Origin of the sequence: Streptomyces sp. NPDC008121, assembly GCF_042957155.1 — a bacterium.
Lineage (GTDB): Bacteria > Actinomycetota > Actinomycetes > Streptomycetales > Streptomycetaceae > Streptomyces.
The window spans coordinates 170,499-189,622 of record NZ_JBIBHT010000003.1; the positions used below are offsets into that span (position 1 = coordinate 170,499).

The window sequence follows — 19,124 nt, forward strand, 5'->3', positions numbered from 1 at the left end:
TGGTTAGTGCAAGCCATGAGTTAGCGCACACTGATACACAGCGCTGCGCGCGGGTATGGTAGAGGGCATGACTGACGAGCTGGTGTTCGACGTGTTCGCCCGGGCCTGCACCTCGCGCGAGACGCTCGAGCATGTGACGGGCCGATGGGGCAGCCTCACCCTGGGCGCGCTGTACGAAGGCTCGTACCGCTTCAACGAGCTGCGGCGCCGGGTCGACGGGGTGAGCGAGAAGATGCTGTCGCAGACGCTGCACGCCCTGGAGCGGGACGGTCTGGTCCACCGCGAGGCACGGCCGACCAACCCGCCGCGGGTGGACTACCGCCTGACGCCGCTCGGCCGGGAGATCGCCGAGCATCTGCACGGCCTGATCGACCTGGTCGAGGGGCGGATGCCGCAGGTGCTCACGGCCCGCGCGGAGTACGACGCGGCGCGCGAGACCGCCGCGCCGTGACGGGCGGCCGTGCTCAGAGGACGGTGCGGGGCGGTCGCTGGCAGCGCGGACAGAAGTAGCTGGACCTGTTCATCCAGGGCCGGCGCCGCATCGGCGTACCGCAGCGGCGGCACGGCTCGTCCTCGCGCCCGTACGCGTCAAGCGAGCGGTCGAAATAGCCGGATTCGCCGTTGACGTTGACGTAGAGGCTGTCGAAGCTGGTCCCGCCGGCGGCGAGCGCGGCGTTCATGACGTCCCGCACGTGGCCGAGCAGTTCGGCCGAGCGGGGGCGGGTCAGGGTCGCGGTGGGGCGTTCGTAGTGCAGTCGGGCGCGCCAGAGCGCCTCGTCGGCGTAGATGTTGCCGACGCCGCTGATCAGCGACTGGTCGAGCAGCGCGCGCTTGATGGTCGTACGGCGCAGGCGGAGCGCGGCCTGGAAGGCGGCGTCGTCGAACGCCGGGTCCAGCGGGTCGCGCGCGATGTGCGCGATGACGTCGGGCAGGCCGTCCGGAGTGTTGTCGTGGAGCGAGAGACCGCCGAAGGTGCGCTGGTCGACGAAGCGCAGCTCCGTGCCGAGGGCGTCGTCGAACCGGACGCGGATCCGCAGGTGCTTCTCGGCGGGAGCACTCTCCGGCTGCACGAGGAGCTGGCCGCTCATGCCGAGGTGTCCGAGGACGGAGACGTCCTCGTCGGCGAGCGGGATCCAGAGGTACTTGCCGCGCCGGCGGGCGGTCCCGAACCGGTGGCCCCTCAGCCGCGCCGCGAAGTCGTCCCCGCCGGCCGGGTGCCGGCGCACGGCCCGCGGGTGGAGCACCTCGACCTCGCCCACGGTCCGCCCGTCGATCCAGCGCTCGAGCCCGCGCCGTACGACCTCGACCTCGGGCAGCTCGGGCACGTGACTCCTCCGGAGGGGTACGGGAACGACGCCCGTCAGCCTACCGCCCGGGGTTCGCCCCCCCCGCTCCGAGGAGTCCCGGCCCGAGCCGGTGGGAGGAGGGGCCTCACGCGAACGACCCCGCCCGGAACCTCGTGGAGGTTCCGGGCGGGGTCGTCAGGAAGGGTGTGGCCTCAGGCGGATGCCTGATCCGCGGGGGAGGAGACGTCGGCGATCTCCTCCGTTCCCGCCTCGGCCGCGGCCTTCGCCGCGGCCACCCGCTCGTCCGCGGCCGCGCGGATCGCACGCCACGCGGACTCCGCGGCCTGCTGCTCCGCTTCCTTCTTGCTGCGGCCGGTGCCGGTGCCGTACGAGACACCACCGACGCGGGCGGCAGCAGTGAAGATCTTCTCGTGGTCCGGGCCCGTCTCGGAGACGAGGTACTCCGGGACCCCCAGGCCCTCGGCCGCGGTGAGTTCCTGGAGGCTGGTCTTCCAGTCCAGTCCTGCACCGAGGTTCGAGGACTTCTCGATCAGCGGGTCGAAGAGCCGGTGCACCAGCTCGGACGCCGCATCGAGGCCCTGGTCGAGATAGACCGCGCCGATCACCGCTTCAAGGGTGTCGGCAAGGATGGACGCCTTGTCCCGGCCGCCCGTGCCCTCTTCGCCCCGGCCGAGCCGGATGAAGGAGCCGAGTTCGAGGCCGCGGCCCACCTCCGCCAGCGCACGCGAGTTGACCACCGCGGCCCGCAACTTGGCCAGCTGGCCTTCGGGCAGGTCGGGGTGGGTGCGGTACAGCGTGTCCGTGACCACCAGGCCGAGCACGGAGTCCCCGAGGAACTCCAGCCGCTCGTTGGTGGGCAGACCGCCGTTCTCGTACGCGTACGAGCGGTGGGTCAGCGCACGCACCAGAAGGGCGGACTCGAGCTGATACCCGAGCCGCCCTTCCAGAAGCGTGTGGGACGAGGCATTGTCCGTCTTGTTGTCCGACGTGTGGGACTCAGACATTGCGCCTCTCACCAGCCACTCAGACCGAGAGGACCTGGCGCTTGTTGTAGGTGCCGCAGCTCGGGCACGCGATGTGCTGCTGCTTCGGCTCCTGGCAACGCTCACACGAAACCAGGGTGGGGACCGCAGCCTTCCACTGCGACCGGCGGTGGCGCGTGTTGCTGCGCGACATCTTCCGCTTCGGAACAGCCACGGCTACTTCTCCTGCTTCTCGGCGGCGCGTGCAGACCCAGGCCCGTCGCCGCTCATGTTGTCCTTCTCATCGGTTCCCAGCGAACCGGCGAGTCCCTGCAGTGCCGCCCAACGGATGTCGACGGCGTCATGGTGGTGGTCCGGATTGTCGTTCAGGTTGGTCCCACATTCGGAACACAGACCCGCACAGTCCTCCCGGCACACCGGCTGCATCGGCAGTGCGAGCACCACCGCATCACGCAGCACGGGTTCGAGGTCGAACATGCCGTCCTCGAGGGGAATCATGTCCTCGTCGTCCTCGGCTTCGTCGTCCGCGGCCGCCTTGGAGCGGCCCCGGTCGTCGGAGTCGGGGTACGAGAACATCTCCTGGAAGTCCACGTCGAGCTCGAGCTCGACGGGCTCCAGACACCTTACGCACTCCCCTGCGGCCGATGCACGGGCGGTGCCTGTGACGAGCACCCCTTCCATGACCGACTCGAGACGGAGCTCGATCTCCACAGGCGCGCCTTCCGGCACACCGACGACCCCTTCGACCCCGAGGTCGGCCGGGGCCGACACCGAACGGGAGAGCCGCTGGAGGGCACCAGGACGCCGCCCCAGCTCGTGTGTGTCGAACACGAGGGGATTGCGGTGGTCGAGACGCGTGCTCAGGGTTCTTCCTGCTTTCGGATCGTGAGGCGGCTGCCGTGCTCGCATCGGGACACGATGGGTGCGCGTCGAGAGGCGAAGCGGGCAGCATGGATCGCGGGCATACGCGCGACCGAAGAGCCAGGATACTGGACGCTTCGCTCAGGACCCAATCCGGGCCGGGGCCGCCACCGGGCTCACTGCCCCTGCTCGTACCGGCGCAGCTGCTCCAGGTCGATCATGCCGGTGTCGAAGAAGCTGGTCTCGTCGAGCGCCGCCGCCTGCTGCTGCTGCGGGACCTGGTGCTGCTGGACCTGGTGCTGCTGCTCGTAGGCGTAGGGCTGCTGGTAGGCGTACGGGTCCTGGCCCTGGTTCTGGTACGCGTACGGGTCCTGGGTCTGGTAGGCGTACGCGTCCTGCTGCGGGAGCTGGGCCTGCTCGCCGTAGCCCTGGGTGTGGGAGGCGGCGGTGCCGTACGGGTCGGGGTGCTGGGCCGGGACCTGCGGGGCCTGCTCCGGGGCCTGCCGGCCCACCGGCGCGGGGTCCGCCAGCTCGGCGAGTCCGGCCAGATAGTCGGCGTCACTGGTGTGCACCGCTCCCCCGGCCGCGTCCTGGGCCGCCATGTGGGCGCCGAGGTCGTCGGTGGCGATCCGGCCGTGGAGCTTCTGCCGGCCGCGGCCGACCGCCTCCAGGGTCTTGGAGAGCACCGCCTCGAAGGCGCCGAGCTTGGCGTCGACGTACTCGTCGGCCCGGTGGATCAGGGTCTGCGGGTCCGAGCTGTACTCGGGGGCGTCCTCGTCGGCGTACCCCTGCGCGTCGAGACCGGGGCCGCGGCCGAGCAGCTTCTCGCGGCCGCGGTCGACGGAGCCGATGGTCTTGTTGAGGACGACCTCGAAGTTGGCGAGCTTGGAGTCGACGTAGTCGTCGGCCTCGGCGCGGATCTCCTCGGCCTCGCGGCGGGCCTCGTCGAGGATCCGCTCCGCCTCGTCCTGGGAGCGGCGGGCGACCTGGGTGTCGGAGATCAGCGAGCCGCGCTCGGCGTGGGCGGCCTCGATGATCCGCTCGGCCTCCTGGCGGGCCTGCTCGACCATCTGCTCCCGCCCGCCGATCAGCTCCTGGGCCTGGGCCAGGGAGCCGGGCAGGGCCTGTCGCACCTCGTCGAGCAGGGCGAGCAGCTCGGCCCGGTTGACGACGCAGGACGCCGACATGGGCATGGACCGGGCGTGGGTGACCGTCGAAACGATCTCGTCGAGCTTCTTCTGCACGTCCACCGGGTGCTCGCCACTCTCTACAGCTGGATGGAGACGGACGGGACGACTGTAAGGGCAGTCGTCCCCCGTCCGACACCGGGTGACGGTCTGTCAGTGGCGGTCGCGCGCGGTGGCGTGCGGGTCACTGCCCGCCGCGCTGCTCGGCGAGCCGCTCGGTGAGCCTGCCGAGGACGGCCTCGGGCACCAGGTGCGAGACGTCGCCGCCCCAGGCGGCGACCTCCTTGACCAGCGAGGACGACAGGAAGCTGTAGGTGGGGTTGGTGGGGACGAACAGCGTCTCGACGCCCGAGAGGCCGATATTCATCTGGGCCATCTGCAGCTCGTAGTCGAAGTCGCTGACCGCGCGAAGGCCCTTGACGATGGCGGGGATGTCCCGCTGCTTGCAGAAGTCGACGAGGAGGCCGTGGAAGGACTCGACCTCGACGTTGCCGAAGTCGGCGGTCACCTCGTGGATCAGTTCGATCCGCTCGTCGACCGTGAACAGGCCCTTCTTGGACTGGTTGATCATCACCGCGACGTGCACGACGTCGTACAGCTTGGAGGCGCGGGCGATGATGTCGAGATGTCCGTTGGTGATGGGGTCGAATGACCCCGGACAGACGGCGCGGCGCAACGTGGGTCCCTCGCTCTCCGGTCCGGTCATCGTGCGTCTTCGCACGTAGAGGCGGCGCGACCGTACCAAAACGTTCCCTCGCCGTAGCGACGGGCCCGCAATGGCTCGTAACCGGCCGGCCAGCCGAATTCTCCGCCTCGGGTGCTGCGCTCCACGGTGACGAGGGCGTCGTCGCCGATCCAGCCCCCGGAGCGGAGTGTGAGCAGGATCTCCCGAAGATCGTCGTCCGAGACGGCGTACGGCGGGTCGAGGAAGACGAGGTCGTAGGGGTCGGCGGGCGCCGGGCCCGTCACGATCTGTTCCGCTTTGCCGGTACGGACCTCGGCGCCGGGCAGCCCGAGGGCGCGGACGTTGTCGCGGACGGTCCTGGCGGCCCGGGTGTCGGCCTCGACGAGGAGGGCGTGGGCCGCGCCCCGGGAGAGCGCTTCCAGGCCGACGGCGCCGGAGCCGGCGTAGAGGTCGGCGACCCGCGTCCCGTCCAGGGTGCCGAGGAGCGCCTCCCAGGTGGAGAAGAGGCCCTCGCGCGCCCGGTCGGAGGTGGGGCGGGTGCCGGTGCCGGGCGGCACGGCCAGTCGGCGTCCGCCGGCGGTGCCGGCGATCACGCGGGTCATCTGAGGTCCTCGCCGTTTCTCTTCGGGACTCGGGTCTGCGCCTCCACGATATGGCCGGGGCCGGGGTGTGGCGTCACCCCTTGTCCAGGAACTCCTCCCGCTCCTTGTCCAGGAGCGCGTCGAGGGCGATGCGCAGCTCGGGGTGGGCGGTGAGGTCCGGGTCGGCGTGGACGACGGCGGTGGCCTCCTCGCGGGCGGCGGTGATGACGTCCTCGTCGTCGATGACGGTGAGCATCCGCAACGAGGAGCGGACCCCGGACTGGGCCTGGCCGAGGACGTCGCCCTCGCGGCGCTGTTCGAGGTCGATCCGGGAGAGCTCGAAGCCGTCGAGGGTGGAGGCGACGGCGCCGAGGCGCTGCCGGGCGGGGCTCGCCTCGGGCATCTCGGTGACCAGGAGGCAGAGGCCGGGGGCGGCGCCGCGGCCGACGCGCCCTCGGAGCTGGTGGAGCTGGGAGACGCCGAAGCGGTCGGCATCCATGATCACCATGGCGGTGGCGTTGGGGACGTTGACGCCGACCTCGATGACGGTGGTGGCGACGAGGACGTCGGCCTCGCCGGCGGCGAAGCGGCGCATGACGGCGTCCTTGTCGTCGGGGTACATCCTGCCGTGCAGGACCTCGACGCGCAGTCCGGCGAGCGGGCCGGCGGTGAGCTTCTCGGCGACCTCCAGGACGGCCAGCGGCGGGCGCTTCTCGGCGTCGTCCTCGGCGGAGGGCTTCTTCTTGGCCTTGGGGTCGTCCTCGCCGTCGCCGATGCGGGGGCAGACGACGTAGGCCTGGTGGCCGTTCTCCACCTCCTCGCGGACGCGGTCCCAGGCGCGGGTGAGGAAGTGGGGCTTGTCGGCGGCGGGGACGACGTGGCTGGCGATCGGGGAGCGTCCGGCGGGCAGCTGGTCCAGGACGGAGGTCTCCAGGTCGCCGAAGACGGTCATGGCGACGGTGCGCGGGATGGGGGTGGCGGTCATCACGAGCAGGTGCGGGGGCTGTTTGCCCTTGCCGCGCAGGGCGTCGCGCTGTTCCACGCCGAAGCGGTGCTGTTCGTCGACGACGACCAGGCCGAGGTCGTGGAACTTGACCTTGTCCTCGATCAGGGCGTGGGTGCCGATGACGATGCCGGCCTCGCCGGTGACGAGGTCGAGGAGGGCGTGGCGGCGGGCGGCCGCGCCCATGGAGCCGGTGAGGAGGACGACCTTGGTGGCGTGCTCGGCGCCGCCGAGGGTGCCGCCCTCGGCGAGCTCGCCCATCATCTCGGTGATCGAGCGGTGGTGCTGCTGGGCGAGGACCTCGGTGGGGGCGAGCATGGCGGCCTGTCCCCCGGCGTCGACGACGGCGAGCATGGCGCGCAGGGCGACCATCGTCTTTCCGCTGCCGACCTCTCCCTGGAGGAGGCGGTGCATGGGGTGTTCGGTGGCGAGGTCGTCGAAGATCTCCGCGGAGACCTTCCGCTGGCCGTCGGTGAGGGTGAAGGGCAGCTTGGCGTCGAAGGCGTCGAGGAGGCCCCCGGGGGCGGGTCTGCGGGCGACGGCGGGCAGCTGGGTGTCGGCGAAGCGGCGGCGGGCGAGGGCGACCTGGAGGACGAACGCCTCGTCCCACTTGAGCCGCTGCCGGGCGTCCTCGATGTCGGCCTTGGTCCGCGGCCGGTGCACCTTGCGCAGCGCGTCGGGCAGGTCGGTGAGGCCGCGGCCCTCGCGCAGGGCGGACGGCAGGGGGTCGGCGAGTCCGGCCCAACCGGTGGCGGCCAGGGAGTCCAGGACGATGGAGACGGACTGCTCGATGGTCCAGGATTCCAGCTGCTTGCAGGCGGGGTAGATCGGCAGCAGCTCGCTCGCGAAGGCCTTGACCTGCTCGGCGTCGCTGTCGGCGTCCAGGAGTTTGTACTCCGGGTGGGAGAGCTGGAGCTTGCGGTTGAACAGCCCGACCTTGCCGGCGAACATCCCGCGCCGGCCGGGCAGCAGCTCCTTCTGGTGGAAGAAGACCGCCCGGCCGAAGAAGACGAGCTGCATCCGGCCGCTGCCGTCGGTGATCGTGACCTCCAGGCGCTGGCCCTTGCCCCGTCCGCCCTTGTTGAAGGTCAGCACGCGGGCGTCGGCGACCTGTGCGACGACCGTTACGTGCTCGTCCAGGGGGAGGTCGGCGAGGGCGGTCAGCTCGCCGCGTTCGGCGTAGCGCCGGGGGTAGTGGTGGAGCAGGTCGCCGACCGTGTGGAGGTCGAGGTGGTCGGCCATCGCCTTGGCGGTGGCGGCGCCGAGGACGTTCTTGAGCGGGTCACCGAGCAGCACGGCGGCTCCCCTCGGGCGATGTGGTCAGTGGTTCGTCGAGCGCGGGCACGCGATCCATTGCACACCACGGGACCGACAACCGTCCCGCAGGCTGTGGACGAACCGCCCGGCGGGCCGGGTCTACTCCACGCCGATCAGCAGCGGCGGGGCGCCGGGGCCGGCGTGGTAGACGGCGGTGTCCACGGCCAAGTGGGTGCCTCGGACGTGCTGTTCGAGGGCGGCCGCCAGCGACTCCGGGGCGTCGTCCCCGACGATCAGGGTGACCAGTTCGCCGCCTGCCGACAGCATGCGGTCGAGGACGGTCAGGGCCGTCGTCGTCGGGTCCTGGCCGATGACGGCGACATCGCCCTCGATCAGGCCGAGGACGTCGCCGGCCTGGCAGACGCCCGCCGAGGTGAAGGACTGCCGTTCGGCGACGGCCAGTTCGGCGTAGCGGGTCGCGCCGGCCGCCGCGGTCATCGCCACCACGTCCTCGTCGAAGCGGCGCTCCGGTTCGTGGACGGCGAGGGCCGCGATGCCCTGGACGGCGGCGCGGGTGGGGATGAGGGCGACCCTGATGCCCTCGGCGCGGACCTGTTCGGCGGCGGCGCCCGCGGTGTGCCGCAGGTCGGTGTCGTTGGGCAGCAGGACCACCTCGCGCGCGTGGGCCCGGCGGATCGCGTCGACCAGGTCGCCGCTGGCGGGGGGTCTGCCGGGGCGGGCGAGGACGGTCGTGGCGCCGGCCTCCTCGCACAGGCCCGCGATGCCGTCGCCCGGGACCACGGCGACGACCGCGCGCTGGGCCTGCTCGCGCGGGGCCACGCCCGCGAAGTGGGTGATCCGGATGCGGTACGGCCGTCCGGCCTCCACGCCCGCCTCGACCGCCGCTCCGGCGTCGTCGACGTGGACGTGGACGTTCCACAGCCCGTCGCCGCCCACGACGACGAGGGAGTCGCCCAGCTCGTCGAGGCGGGTGCGCAGGCGCTCCACGGCCTCGTCGGGCGCTTCCAGGAGGTAGATCACCTCGAAGGCCGGCCCCCGGCGGTCGTCCTCGCCGGCGCACTCCTCGGCCGGCACGGGGCGCGCGGGGCGTACGGGACGTAGCTGCGCCTCCCCGGAGACGGCCTCGACCAGTGCGCCGAGGACGGCGACCAGACCCCGTCCGCCGGCGTCCACGACCCCGGCGCGTTCGAGCACGGCCAGTTGGCCGGGGGTCGCCTCCAGGGCCGTCCTGGCGCCCTCGTACGCCCCCCTGGCCACCGTCACCAGGCTGCCGCCGCCGGCGCAGGCGTCGGCGGCCGCGTGGGCGACGCTGAGGATGGTCCCCTCGACCGGGTGGGCGACGGCCCGGCGGGCGGCGGTGGCCGCGGCGGCCAGCGCGCGGGCGAGGTGATCCCCGTCACGGCCGTCCGCGAGGACGGAGGCCATGCCGCGCAGCAGCTGCGACAGGATGGTCCCGGAGTTGCCCCGGGCTCCGATGAGGGCGCCGTGCGCCATGGCCCGTATGGCGTCCACGGGGTCCACCGCGGGTCCTTCGCCGGCCGCGGCCCCGGTTCGTCCAGCGGAGACGGGGGCCGGTGCGCAGGCGTCGAAGACGGCGTCCACCGCACTGGCGGCGGATTCCACGGTCAGATAGAGGTTGGTGCCGGTGTCCCCGTCGGCGACGGGATAGACGTTGATCGCGTCGATCTCCTCGCGCTCCCGGCCGAGCGCCTCCAGCGCCCGTACGCACCAGGATCGGACCGCTGCGGCGTCGAGGGTCTGCGCGGTCTGCGGCACCTGGTGGTCCTCCTTGAGCTGCTGGCTGCCTCGCAGGGTAGACCGCTCGGCGCCCCGGGCCGGGGCGGGGGCCGGGGCGATCGTGGTAGTTTCGTTCCACGGGAGCAGCCGTTGTATGCTGCTTCGGTTGCCCGGCGAGAGTCGGGCCATTCCCCCGGCAAGCCACTTCAGAACTCTGATTCCGGTGCGCCGGATTTCACTGTAAATCTGAAGTCTTTGGAGTGACCCGTGGCTGCCAACTGCGACGTCTGCGGCAAGGGGCCGGGCTTCGGCAACAACATTTCGCACTCGCACCGCCGTACGTCCCGTCGCTGGAACCCGAACATCCAGCGCGTGCGTGCAGTGGTCGGTCGGACGCCGAAGCGGCTCAACGTCTGCACCTCGTGCATCAAGGCCGGCAAGGTCTCGCGCTAAGTGATGCTCCCCGCGTCAGCGGGGATGATCCCGCCGACGTTTCGTCGTAGCGCAGCCCCTGCGGTTGCCTTGAAAGGCCGGTTCACCTCGGTGAACCGGCCTTTTGCCATGCCCGGACACGGGAGCCGCGGAAGCGGGCCCGCCGGAGCGGGCCTCCCCCACGCGCGCGCCCCAGGGCTGTCCCGTAATCCCCGGCGGGCGCGCGACGACAGCTACGGCACCTCGCCGCGTTGTCGGCACGCCCGAATACATCCAGTATGCGGGCGTGCCTCCGCCTTGCGATGCACCGCATCTGACGCCGCGCGCTGATCCACCAGGCATGACGGGACAGCCCTTAGCGGAAGCGCCAGCCGTGGTCGACCGGGCCGATGCCGGTGCCCAGGGCGAAGCCGGCGGCTATCGCCCCGGTGACGTACTCCTTGGCCTCCTGGACGGCCTCGGGGACCGGCAGCCCCTTCGCGAGCCCCGACGCCACCGCGGAGGCCAGCGTGCAGCCCGTCCCGTGCGTGTGCCGGTTGTCGTGGCGGGGCGCCCGAAGCCACAGCTCCTCGGAGCCGTCCGTGAGCAGGTCGACGGCCGTGTCGCCGGTGGGCAGGTGGCCGCCCTTGATCAGCGCCCAGCGCGGGCCGTACGCCAGGATCGCCTCGGCCGCGACCCGCATGTCGCTCTCCCGGACGACGGTGACGCCGGTGAGCTGTGTCACCTCGTCCAGGTTGGGCGTGGCGACGGTCGCGACCGGCAGCAGCCGCTTCCGTACGGAATCCAGCGCGGAGGCCGCGAGCAGCGGGTCCCCGTGCTTGGAGACGCCGACGGGGTCGACGACCACGGGGGCGTCCGTGGCCGCGAGCAGCTCGGCGACGGTCTCGACGAGCGTCGCGGAGGCCAGCATGCCGGTCTTGACCGCCTGGACGCCGATGTCGTCGACGACGGCGCGGTACTGCGCGCGTACGGCCTCCTCGGGCAGCTCCCAGGCTCCGTGGACGCCCCGGGAGTTCTGGGCGGTGACGGCGGTGATCACGCTCATGCCGTGGACGCCGAGGGCGAGCATGGCCTTCAGGTCGGCCTGGACGCCCGCGCCGCCGCCGGAGTCGGAGCCGGCGACCGTCAGCACCAGGGGCGGGTGCACCCGGCCCACCGCACCCGGCTCCGTGCCTTCGACCGGGCCCGGCTCCGTGACGTCGACCGCACCCGGCTCCGCGCTCACTCGGTCTCCCCGAAGTGGTCCCAGCCGCCCGTGCTGTGCCACGGCGCGCCGTCGACGGTCACCTGGGGCAGCGCCGAGGGGTTGAGGACCTCGCCGATGACCTTCCAGCGGGCCGGAAGCTTCACGTCCGGCGGGAAGGTGGCCACGATCGCGTGGTCCTCGCCTCCGGTCAGCACCCACTGCAGCGGGTCCACGCCGACGGCCTGGCCGATGTCGTTCATCTGGGTGGGGATGTCGATGAGGCCGGAGCGCAGGTCGATGCGGACCTTGCTGGCCTCCGCGATGTGGCCGAGGTCGGCGATGAGTCCGTCGCTGACGTCGCACATGGCGGTGGCGCCGAGCCCGGCGGCCGCGGGGCCCGCGTGGTACGGCGGCTCCGGCCGGCGGTGGGCCTCGACGAACGCGCGGGGCGAGCGGAAGCCCCGGGAGAGGACCGCGTAGCCGGCGGCGGACCAGCCGAGCCAGCCCGTGTACGCCACGACGTCCCCGGGCTGCGCGCCGCCCCGGGTCACCGGGTCGTGGTTGCGCAGGTCGCCGAGGGCGGTGATGGCGACGGTGATCGTGTCGCCGCGGACGACATCGCCGCCGACCACGGCCGCGCCGGCGACCTGGCACTCGTCGCGCAGGCCGTCCATCAGCTCGGTGGGCCAGGTGACGGGGAGCTCGGCGGGGACGACCAGGCCGAGCAGGAGCGCGGTGGGGACCGCGCCCATCGCCGCGATGTCGGCCAGGTTCTGCGCGGCCGCCTTGCGGCCGACGTCGTACGCCGTCGACCAGTCGCGGCGGAAGTGACGCCCTTCGAGGAGGATGTCCGTGCTGGCCACCACGCGCCGGTCGGGCGCGGAGACGACCGCGGCGTCGTCGCCCGGCCCGACCCGTACCGCCGGGGTGGAGGTGAGCCGGGACGTGAGCTCCCTGATGAGCCCGAACTCACCCAACTCGCCGACTGTGCCCTTCACCGCGTCTCACCTCGTGTTGTCGTGCCGGCCGTGCGCGCCGACCGCGGGTCGCGAGCCGTCACTGCGCCAGATACCGTCAAGTGGACCGTCAACTTCTGTCGTGCGTACGCCACACTGTGGGCGCCTCTGAGCGCGCAGGTCTCCCCGCGGCCCTCGGCGACGCGGTACCGTGGCGTCCCTTTCTCCCACAAGATCCTCGTGGTCGCCCTGGAGGTTCCGTGGTACAGGCGTACATCCTCATCCAGACCGAGGTGGGCAAGGCGTCGACCGTCGCCGAGACCATCGCGAAGATCCCGGGGGTGATCCAGGCGGAGGACGTGACGGGCCCGTACGACGTGATCGTCCGCGCCCAGGCCGACACGGTCGACGAACTCGGCCGCATGGTGGTCGCCAAGGTCCAGCAAGTGGACGGCATCACGCGAACCCTCACCTGCCCGGTCGTGCATCTGTAGCCCCCGTCTACCCTTGGCCGGTGATGTCTTCCCACCGGCCCTTCGGCCTGCCCGCCGCCGCGGCGGCGGCCGTGCTGCTGCTGTCCGTCGCGGGCTGCTCCTCCACGGACGCGAAGGCGTCGGCCCCCATTCCCCGCCCTCCGGCGGAGGAAGCCGCCTTCTGCCAGGCCCTGGCGAAGGAGCTTCCCGACACCGTGGCGGGGCTGGAACGGAACGATCCGGAGCCAGGGTCCGAACTGACCGCCGGGTGGGGGGACGCGGCGATCGTACTGCGCTGCGGCGTCCCCCGGCCCGAGAAGATGAATGATCCCCAGGCTCAGGGGGTCGACGCCGAAGGCGTGACCTGGCTCTTCGAGCGGCGGGAGGGCGACGGGCCCCGCTTCACCACGACGTACCGGAAGGCGTATGTCGAGGTGTCGCTGGACGCGCGGTACGCGCACGACGTCGGCCCGCTCGCGGATCTCGCCGCCTCCATCGAGAAGACGGTCCCGGACAGCCTCTAGGGCGTGCCCGGAAAGTCCCGCCTGGCCCGGCCGGGGCCGGGGCCCCGGTCCCGGCCGTCCGTCAGCGCAGGCCCGTGGAGCGGGTCAGCGCGGCCTGGATCAGCCGGTCGACCAGCTCGGGGTAGCCGATCCCGCTCTCCTGCCACATGCGCGGGTACATGGAGATCGGCGTGAAGCCGGGCATGGTGTTGATCTCGTTGATGACGAAGTCGCCGTCCTCCGTGAGGAAGAAGTCGGCGCGGACCAGACCCTCGCAGGAGACGGCCTCGTAGGCGGCGACCGCCAGGCGCTGGACCTCGGCGGTGGCCTCGTCGCCGATCGGCGCCGGCACGATCCCGGAGGCCGAGTCGATGTACTTCGCCTCGAAGTCGTAGAAGTCGTGGTCGGTGACGGGCGGGATCTCGGCGGGGACGCTGGCGCGCGGGCCGTCCTCGAACTCCAGGACGCCGCACTCGATCTCGCGGCCGCGCAGCAGCGACTCGACGAGGATCTTGGGGTCGTGGCGCCGGGCCTCCTCGATGGCCTCGTCGAGGCCGGAGAGGTCGTCGACCTTGGTGATGCCCATGGAGGAACCGCCGCGTGCGGGCTTCACGAAGAGCGGCCAGCCGTGCTCGGCGGCGAACTCGACGATCTTCTTGCGGGCGGCGGCGGGGTTCTGCTCCCACTCGCGGGGCCTGATGACCTCGTACGGGCCGACGGGCAGCCCGAAGGAGGTGAACACCCGCTTCATGTACTCCTTGTCCTGTCCGACGGCGGAGGCGAGGACGCCCGCGCCGACGTAGGGGACGCCGGAGAGTTCGAGCAGACCCTGGAGCGTGCCGTCCTCGCCGTACGGGCCGTGCAGCATCGGGAAGACGACGTCGACCTCGCCGAGGGCCTGCGGCACGGCGCCGGGCTCGGCGTACACGACCTCGCGGTTGGCGGGGTCGACGGAGAGGACGACACCGCCCCGCTCCGACTCGGCGAGGTCGGAGACGTTCGGCAGGGCGCGCTCGGCGATGGCCATCCGCTCGGGGGCGTCGGCGGTCAGCGCCCAGCGCCCGTCGGTGGTGATGCCGATGGGCAGCACGTCGTACTTGTCCCGGTCGATGGCGCGCAGGACGGCACCTGCGGTGACGACGGAGATGGCGTGCTCCGAGCTGCGTCCGCCGAAGACGACGGCCACGCGCGGCTTGCGGGGGCTCTGGGTGTTCTCGCTCATATCGCGTTGAGCGTACCTTGCGTCCCCGACGTGCCCGAGAGCCCCGGTGCGCCCCGCGCGTCCGGCGCAACGGGGCTCCCGGCGGCGGGGTCAGCGGCGCTCGGACTTGGCGCTGCGGGACATCAGTTCCTTCAGCGCGACGATCGGCGGCTTGCCCTCGTGGACGATCGAGACGACGGTCTCGGTGATCGGCATGTCGACACCGTGGCGGCGGGCCAGGTCGAGGACCGATTCGCAGGACTTGACGCCCTCGGCGGTCTGCTTGGTCGCGGCGATGGTCTCCTGCAGCGTCATCCCGCGGCCGAGGTTGGTGCCGAAGGTGTGGTTGCGGGAGAGCGGCGAGGAGCAGGTGGCCACCAGGTCGCCGAGGCCGGCGAGGCCGGAGAAGGTGAGCGGGTCGGCGCCCATGGCGAGGCCGAGACGGGTGGTCTCGGCGAGGCCGCGGGTGATGAGGGTGGCCTTGGAGTTGTCGCCGAGTCCCATGCCGTCGGCGATGCCCACGGCGAGGCCGATGACGTTCTTGACCGCTCCGCCGAGTTCGCAGCCGACGACGTCGGTGTTGGTGTACGGGCGGAAGTACGGGGTCATACAGGCGGTCTGGAGCCGCTGGGCGACGGACTCGTCGGCGCAGGCCACGACGGCGGCGGCGGGCTGCCGGGCGGCGATCTCCCGGGCCAGGTTGGGGCCGGTGAGGACGGCGACGCGCTCCACGGGCACGTCGGCGACCTCGGTGACCACCTCGCTCATGCGCTTGGCGGTGCCGAGTTCGACGCCCTTCATGAGGGAGACGAGGACGGTGCCGGGGGCCAGGTCGGGGGCCCAGGCGGCGAGGTTGGCGCGCAGCGTCTGCGAGGGCACGACGAGGACGGTGAAGTCGGCGTCCCGGGCGGCCTCGGCGGGGTCGGTGGTGGCCCGGACGTTCACCGGGAGCTCGACGCCCGGCAGATAGTCGGGGTTGGTGCGGGTGGTGTTGATGGCCTCGGCGAGCTCCGCGCGGCGGCCCCAGAGGGTCACCTCGCAGCCCGCGTCGGCGAGCACCATGCCGAAGGCGGTGCCCCACGATCCCGTACCGAAGACGGCTGCCTTGGTCACTTCTTGCCCTCTCCGGCGGTCTTGCGCCGCTGTTCCAGCCGTGCCTTGCGGTGGTCGTACGGCGCGGCCGGGGCCTTCTCGCCGCGCACGTCCTCCAGGAGGGCGGTGATCGCGGCCATGATGGCCTCGGTCGCCTCGCGCAGCACCTCGGGCGTCGGCTCCTGGCCGTGGAACCGGGAGAGGTCGACGGGCGGCCCGGCCTGGACGATCAGCGTCTTGCGGGGGAACAGGCGGAGCTTGTTCTCCTTGGCGTACGGCGGCATCGCGAGGTTGGCGCCCCACTGGGCGACCGGGATGACGGGGGCCCGGGTGAGCAGGGCGACGCGGGCGGCGCCGGTCTTGCCGGCCATGGGCCACATGTCGGGGTCGCGGGTGAGGGTGCCCTCGGGGTAGAAGGCGACGCACTCGCCGCGCTCGATGGCCTCGACGGCGGCGCGGAAGGCGTCCAGCGCGTCGGTGGATTCGCGGTAGACGGGGATCTGGCCGGTGCCGCGCAGGATCGTGCCGACGAACGATCCCTTGAAGAGGCCGGCCTTGGCGAGAAAGCGCGGCACGCGCCCGGTGTTGTACTGGTAATGCGCGTAGGACAGCGGGTCCAGATAAGAGTTGTGGTTGACGGCGGTGATGAATCCACCGTCGTCCGGAATGTGTTCCGTTCCTCGCCAGTCCCGTTTGAACAGAACCACCAGTGGCGGTTTGGCGATGACCGCCGCCAGGCGGTACCAGAAGCCGATTCTGCGGCGGGACACTCGGACACCTTCCTCTGGGACTGGGTTGCAGGGGGCCAAGTGTCGCCCCATGCTCCCGGTCTGTCGAGAACACCGTACGCCCCGCGCCGTGGCTCCCGCCGGACAGCCTGACCACGAGCGGGGCCACAATGGCCCCGATGAACACCGATCCGGATGACGGCTGGTCCCTGGTCGTTCCCCTGAAGCCCCTCGCGCGGGCGAAGAGCCGGCTCGCGGCGGCCGCCGGTGCCCGGTCGCGGCGTCGGCTCGCGCTGGCGTTCGCGCTGGACACGGTGGCGGCGGCGCTGGAATGTCCGCGGGTGCGGGATGTGGCGGTCGTCACGGACGATCCGGAGGCGGCGGCCGCCCTGGCGGCGCTGGGGGCGCGGATCGTGCCGGACTCCCCCGCCGCCGGGCTCAACGCGGCGCTGGCCCACGGGGCGCGCGCGGTGCGCGAGGGGCGGCCGGGAGCGCGGGTGGCGGCGCTGAACGCGGACCTCCCCGCTCTGCGCCCGGCGGAGCTTGAGCGGGTGCTGCGGGCGGCCGGGAAATACCCCCGGGCATTTCTCGCGGATGCCGCGGAAATCGGTACGACATTCCTCTCGGCAGGGCCGGGGGTGGAATTGGCCCCTGCTTTCGGGGGCGCCTCACGGCGTCGGCATTCGTCGACGGGGGCGGTGGAAATACGGCTGACGGGGGTGGATTCCGTGCGCCGGGACGTGGACACCGGGGAGGATCTGGCGGCCGCGCTCGCGCTCGGTGTCGGTCCGCGGACGGCGGCCCACTGGGACCGGGCCGCCGGATAGGCTGCGGCCATGCAGGCGACCGCGTACACCTACGACCCCGAGACCCGCAGCGGAAGTGTGCTGCTCGACGACGGCACCCCGCTGGACTTCGGGACGGACGCCTTCGACGCGGGCGGGCTGCGGCTGCTGCGTCCGGGGCAGCGGGTGCGGATCGAGACCGAGGCCGGGTCCGCCGGGCCGCGGATCACGCTGGTGACGCTCCAGACCTTCTGACCTCCGGGCCGTACCGCGTACCGCCGTGTCGCGCGCGGCCGGGACGGGCCCTCGCCCGTACGGCCGGGTCAACGCCGCGGGCCGGGCTCCCCTGGGGGAGCCCGGCCCGGCGTGTGAGTGGCCCTGCGACCGTGCGCCGCTTACTTCTTGCGGGCGGTGGTGGTCTTCTTGGCGGTGGTGGTCTTGCGCGCGGTGGTCTTCTTCGCCGGCGCCTTCTTCGCCGTGGCCTTCTTCGCCGGGGCGGTCTTCTTGGCGGTGGTCTTCTTCGCGGTGGCGGCGGTCTTCGCCGGCGTCGCCTTCTTGGCGGTCGTCGTCTTCTTGGCGGCGCTCGCGGTCTTGGTGGCGGTGGTCTTCTTCGCGGTGGCGGTGGTCTTCTTCGCCGGGGCCGCGGAGGTCTTCTTGGCGGCGGCCTTCTTCGCCGCGGCGGCGGAGGTCTTCTTGGCCGCGGCCTTCTTGCCGGCGGTCTTGGAGATGGTCGCCGAGGGGCCGGAAAGGCTGCCCTTGGGCGCCTTCTTGACCGAGACCTCGCCTCCCTTGGGGAGCTTCTTCGAGCCGCTGACCAGGTCCTTGAAGCCCTGACCCGCACGGAAGCGCGGAACCGAGGTCTTCTTGACCCGCACGCGCTCACCCGTCTGCGGGTTACGCGCGTACCGGGCGGGACGGTCGACCTTCTCGAACGAACCGAAGCCGGTGACCGAAACCCGGTCCCCGCCGACCACGGCACGCACGATCGCGTCCAGCACCGCGTCGACAGCGTCCGCGGCCTGCTGACGGCCGCCGAGCTTGTCGGCAATCGCTTCTACGAGCTGCGCCTTGTTCACGTCTTCCCCTTCGGAGACATTGCCAGAACGAAAGTGTTCAAGCTTTTTCGCACGTTAGGCATGTATATACCGCAAATCAAACACGAAACGGGCTAATCACCCTAGTGCCGCAACGCGGAAGTGCCGTTGCGGAGTTCCTGGTGTCAGTCGTCTTCAGGGAATCGGCCCTCGTCGAGGTCCTTCATCAACCGGTCCAGACGCGTTGCCGCGTCCGCGAGATCGTGCTTCGCCGCGGCCGTGACGACCAGCAGCTTCCGGGACAGCGCCATCCTTACGCCCTCCGGGACTTGCAGTTCGCGCACCCTTGTGTGCGCTTCCTTCAATCGGGCGGCGACTGCCTCATAGAGCTCGAGTTGGCTGTCGCGTTCCATGCACAGATTGTGCCATCTAGGGCGAGTTGTCGCCCGACGGGGTCTCAACAAGCGACTGCGCCCCCCACCGGAAGGTGGGGGGCGCAGTCGTGGAAAAGCGCTGCTCAGGCGGTAATTGTACGGGGCTTGAAGGCCGGCCGGTCCGCTTCGTAAGCCGCGATGTCGGCTTCGTTCTGAAGGGTGAGGCTGATGTCGTCCAGGCCGTTGAGCAGGCGCCAGCGGGCGTTCTCGTCGAGCTCGAAGTCGGCGTCGATCCCGTCGGCGAGCACCTTCCGCCGCTCCAAGTCAACGGTGATTTCGGCCGTCGGGTCGGCCTCGGTCAGCTCCCAGAGCCGGTCCACGACCTGCTGGTCCAGGACCACGGTCAGCAGACCGTTCTTCAGGGAGTTGCCGCGGAAGATGTCGGCGAACCGGGAGGAGATCACGGTCTTGAAGCCGTAGTTCTGCAGCGCCCAGACGGCGTGCTCCCGGGAGGAGCCGGTGCCGAAGTCGGGTCCGGCGACCAGGACGGAGGCGCCCTGCCGCTCGGGGCGGTTGAGCACGAAGGAGGAGTCCTTGCGCCAGGCCTCGAAGAGCCCGTCCTCGAAGCCGTCGCGGGTGACCTTCTTCAGCCAGTGGGCGGGGATGATCTGGTCGGTGTCGACGTTGCTGCGGCGCAGCGGGACGGCCCGGCCGGTGTGCGTGGTGAAAGCTTCCATG

The 19,124-nt window shown here is 71.7% G+C and carries 23 protein-coding genes; 6 read left to right on the forward strand and 17 right to left on the reverse strand.

Annotated elements, in window-relative coordinates; all coding sequences use genetic code 11:
* Positions 1-67 precede the first annotated feature (67 nt).
* A complete protein-coding gene (locus ACFZBD_RS10885; protein WP_391138877.1) occupies positions 68-451 on the forward strand; it encodes a winged helix-turn-helix transcriptional regulator in 384 nt (127 codons plus the stop codon).
* 13 nt (positions 452-464) lie between these two features.
* Here the strand turns inward: ACFZBD_RS10885 and mutM are convergent, their stop codons facing one another.
* The 9 genes from mutM to ACFZBD_RS10930 all read right to left on the reverse strand — a co-directional run bounded on the left by mutM (position 465) and on the right by ACFZBD_RS10930 (position 9,661).
* Complete coding sequence (gene mutM / locus ACFZBD_RS10890) at positions 465-1,325, reverse strand: bifunctional DNA-formamidopyrimidine glycosylase/DNA-(apurinic or apyrimidinic site) lyase (protein WP_391138879.1); 861 nt, start codon at positions 1,323-1,325, stop codon at positions 465-467.
* A 173-nt stretch (positions 1,326-1,498) separates the two neighbouring features.
* Entirely contained in the window at positions 1,499-2,311 is an 813-nt protein-coding gene (gene rnc, locus ACFZBD_RS10895) for a ribonuclease III (RefSeq protein WP_391138882.1), read from the reverse strand.
* A 19-nt stretch (positions 2,312-2,330) separates the two neighbouring features.
* The gene (gene rpmF / locus ACFZBD_RS10900; RefSeq protein WP_030496967.1) at positions 2,331-2,504 is read right to left on the reverse strand and encodes a 50S ribosomal protein L32; all 174 of its coding nucleotides are present in this window, start codon (positions 2,502-2,504) and stop codon (positions 2,331-2,333) included.
* Positions 2,505-2,506: 2 nt separating this feature from the next.
* Positions 2,507-3,199, reverse strand: a complete 693-nt coding sequence (locus ACFZBD_RS10905) for a YceD family protein (RefSeq protein ID WP_391138885.1) — start codon at positions 3,197-3,199, stop codon at positions 2,507-2,509.
* A gap of 128 nt (positions 3,200-3,327) precedes the next feature.
* Positions 3,328-4,401, reverse strand: coding sequence for an ATP synthase F0 subunit B (locus ACFZBD_RS10910; protein WP_391138887.1), 1,074 nt, complete (start codon positions 4,399-4,401; stop codon positions 3,328-3,330).
* Between the two features lie 121 nt (positions 4,402-4,522).
* The gene (gene coaD / locus ACFZBD_RS10915; protein WP_391139651.1) at positions 4,523-5,014 is read right to left on the reverse strand and encodes a pantetheine-phosphate adenylyltransferase; all 492 of its coding nucleotides are present in this window, start codon (positions 5,012-5,014) and stop codon (positions 4,523-4,525) included.
* A gap of 26 nt (positions 5,015-5,040) precedes the next feature.
* Positions 5,041-5,625, reverse strand: a complete 585-nt coding sequence (gene rsmD, locus ACFZBD_RS10920; protein ID WP_391138889.1) for a 16S rRNA (guanine(966)-N(2))-methyltransferase RsmD — start codon at positions 5,623-5,625, stop codon at positions 5,041-5,043.
* Positions 5,626-5,698: 73 nt separating this feature from the next.
* A complete protein-coding gene (recG, locus tag ACFZBD_RS10925) occupies positions 5,699-7,849 on the reverse strand; it encodes an ATP-dependent DNA helicase RecG (RefSeq protein ID WP_391139652.1) in 2,151 nt (716 codons plus the stop codon).
* Positions 7,850-8,023: 174 nt separating this feature from the next.
* Positions 8,024-9,661, reverse strand: a complete 1,638-nt coding sequence (locus ACFZBD_RS10930; protein WP_391138891.1) for a DAK2 domain-containing protein — start codon at positions 9,659-9,661, stop codon at positions 8,024-8,026.
* A gap of 228 nt (positions 9,662-9,889) precedes the next feature.
* Between ACFZBD_RS10930 and rpmB the strand changes: the two genes are divergently transcribed.
* Positions 9,890-10,075, forward strand: coding sequence for a 50S ribosomal protein L28 (gene rpmB / locus ACFZBD_RS10935; RefSeq protein ID WP_003957616.1), 186 nt, complete (start codon positions 9,890-9,892; stop codon positions 10,073-10,075).
* 334 nt (positions 10,076-10,409) lie between these two features.
* Here the strand turns inward: rpmB and thiD are convergent, their stop codons facing one another.
* Together thiD and ACFZBD_RS10945 are read right to left on the reverse strand one after the other, a co-directional pair.
* Positions 10,410-11,210, reverse strand: a complete 801-nt coding sequence (gene thiD / locus ACFZBD_RS10940) for a bifunctional hydroxymethylpyrimidine kinase/phosphomethylpyrimidine kinase (RefSeq protein ID WP_391139654.1) — start codon at positions 11,208-11,210, stop codon at positions 10,410-10,412.
* 65 nt (positions 11,211-11,275) lie between these two features.
* Positions 11,276-12,238, reverse strand: coding sequence for a thiamine-phosphate kinase (locus ACFZBD_RS10945; protein WP_391138894.1), 963 nt, complete (start codon positions 12,236-12,238; stop codon positions 11,276-11,278).
* A 218-nt stretch (positions 12,239-12,456) separates the two neighbouring features.
* Between ACFZBD_RS10945 and ACFZBD_RS10950 the strand changes: the two genes are divergently transcribed.
* Together ACFZBD_RS10950 and ACFZBD_RS10955 are read left to right on the forward strand one after the other, a co-directional pair.
* Positions 12,457-12,690, forward strand: coding sequence for an Lrp/AsnC family transcriptional regulator (locus tag ACFZBD_RS10950; protein ID WP_064070330.1), 234 nt, complete (start codon positions 12,457-12,459; stop codon positions 12,688-12,690).
* 23 nt (positions 12,691-12,713) lie between these two features.
* Positions 12,714-13,193 carry a DUF3515 family protein gene (locus ACFZBD_RS10955; RefSeq protein ID WP_391139655.1) on the forward strand — a complete coding sequence of 160 codons (480 nt, stop codon included), beginning with the start codon at positions 12,714-12,716 and terminating at the stop codon, positions 13,191-13,193.
* A gap of 61 nt (positions 13,194-13,254) precedes the next feature.
* On the opposite strand, the gene ACFZBD_RS10960 is transcribed toward ACFZBD_RS10955, so the two are convergent.
* The 3 genes from ACFZBD_RS10960 to ACFZBD_RS10970 all read right to left on the reverse strand — a co-directional run bounded on the left by ACFZBD_RS10960 (position 13,255) and on the right by ACFZBD_RS10970 (position 16,235).
* Positions 13,255-14,394, reverse strand: a complete 1,140-nt coding sequence (locus ACFZBD_RS10960) for a D-alanine--D-alanine ligase (protein ID WP_391138896.1) — start codon at positions 14,392-14,394, stop codon at positions 13,255-13,257.
* A gap of 90 nt (positions 14,395-14,484) precedes the next feature.
* Positions 14,485-15,486, reverse strand: coding sequence for an NAD(P)H-dependent glycerol-3-phosphate dehydrogenase (locus ACFZBD_RS10965; protein WP_391138898.1), 1,002 nt, complete (start codon positions 15,484-15,486; stop codon positions 14,485-14,487).
* A complete protein-coding gene (locus ACFZBD_RS10970; protein WP_391138900.1) occupies positions 15,483-16,235 on the reverse strand; it encodes a 1-acyl-sn-glycerol-3-phosphate acyltransferase in 753 nt (250 codons plus the stop codon). The genes ACFZBD_RS10965 and ACFZBD_RS10970 overlap by 4 nt, the downstream gene beginning before the upstream one ends.
* A gap of 137 nt (positions 16,236-16,372) precedes the next feature.
* Here ACFZBD_RS10970 and cofC point away from each other — a divergent pair, with 137 nt between their 5' ends.
* Together cofC and ACFZBD_RS10980 are read left to right on the forward strand one after the other, a co-directional pair.
* On the forward strand, positions 16,373-17,020 hold the full coding sequence (cofC, locus tag ACFZBD_RS10975; protein WP_391138902.1) for a 2-phospho-L-lactate guanylyltransferase: 648 nt from the start codon (positions 16,373-16,375) through the stop codon (positions 17,018-17,020).
* Between the two features lie 9 nt (positions 17,021-17,029).
* Positions 17,030-17,233 carry a cold-shock protein gene (locus ACFZBD_RS10980; RefSeq protein ID WP_391138904.1) on the forward strand — a complete coding sequence of 68 codons (204 nt, stop codon included), beginning with the start codon at positions 17,030-17,032 and terminating at the stop codon, positions 17,231-17,233.
* A 140-nt stretch (positions 17,234-17,373) separates the two neighbouring features.
* On the opposite strand, the gene ACFZBD_RS10985 is transcribed toward ACFZBD_RS10980, so the two are convergent.
* From ACFZBD_RS10985 to leuD, 3 genes are all read right to left on the reverse strand, one after another.
* The gene (locus ACFZBD_RS10985; protein ID WP_391138906.1) at positions 17,374-18,054 is read right to left on the reverse strand and encodes an HU family DNA-binding protein; all 681 of its coding nucleotides are present in this window, start codon (positions 18,052-18,054) and stop codon (positions 17,374-17,376) included.
* Between the two features lie 143 nt (positions 18,055-18,197).
* Entirely contained in the window at positions 18,198-18,425 is a 228-nt protein-coding gene (locus ACFZBD_RS10990) for a hypothetical protein (protein ID WP_260227783.1), read from the reverse strand.
* Positions 18,426-18,529: 104 nt separating this feature from the next.
* Entirely contained in the window at positions 18,530-19,123 is a 594-nt protein-coding gene (gene leuD, locus ACFZBD_RS10995; RefSeq protein WP_391138909.1) for a 3-isopropylmalate dehydratase small subunit, read from the reverse strand.
* Position 19,124 lies beyond the last annotated feature (1 nt).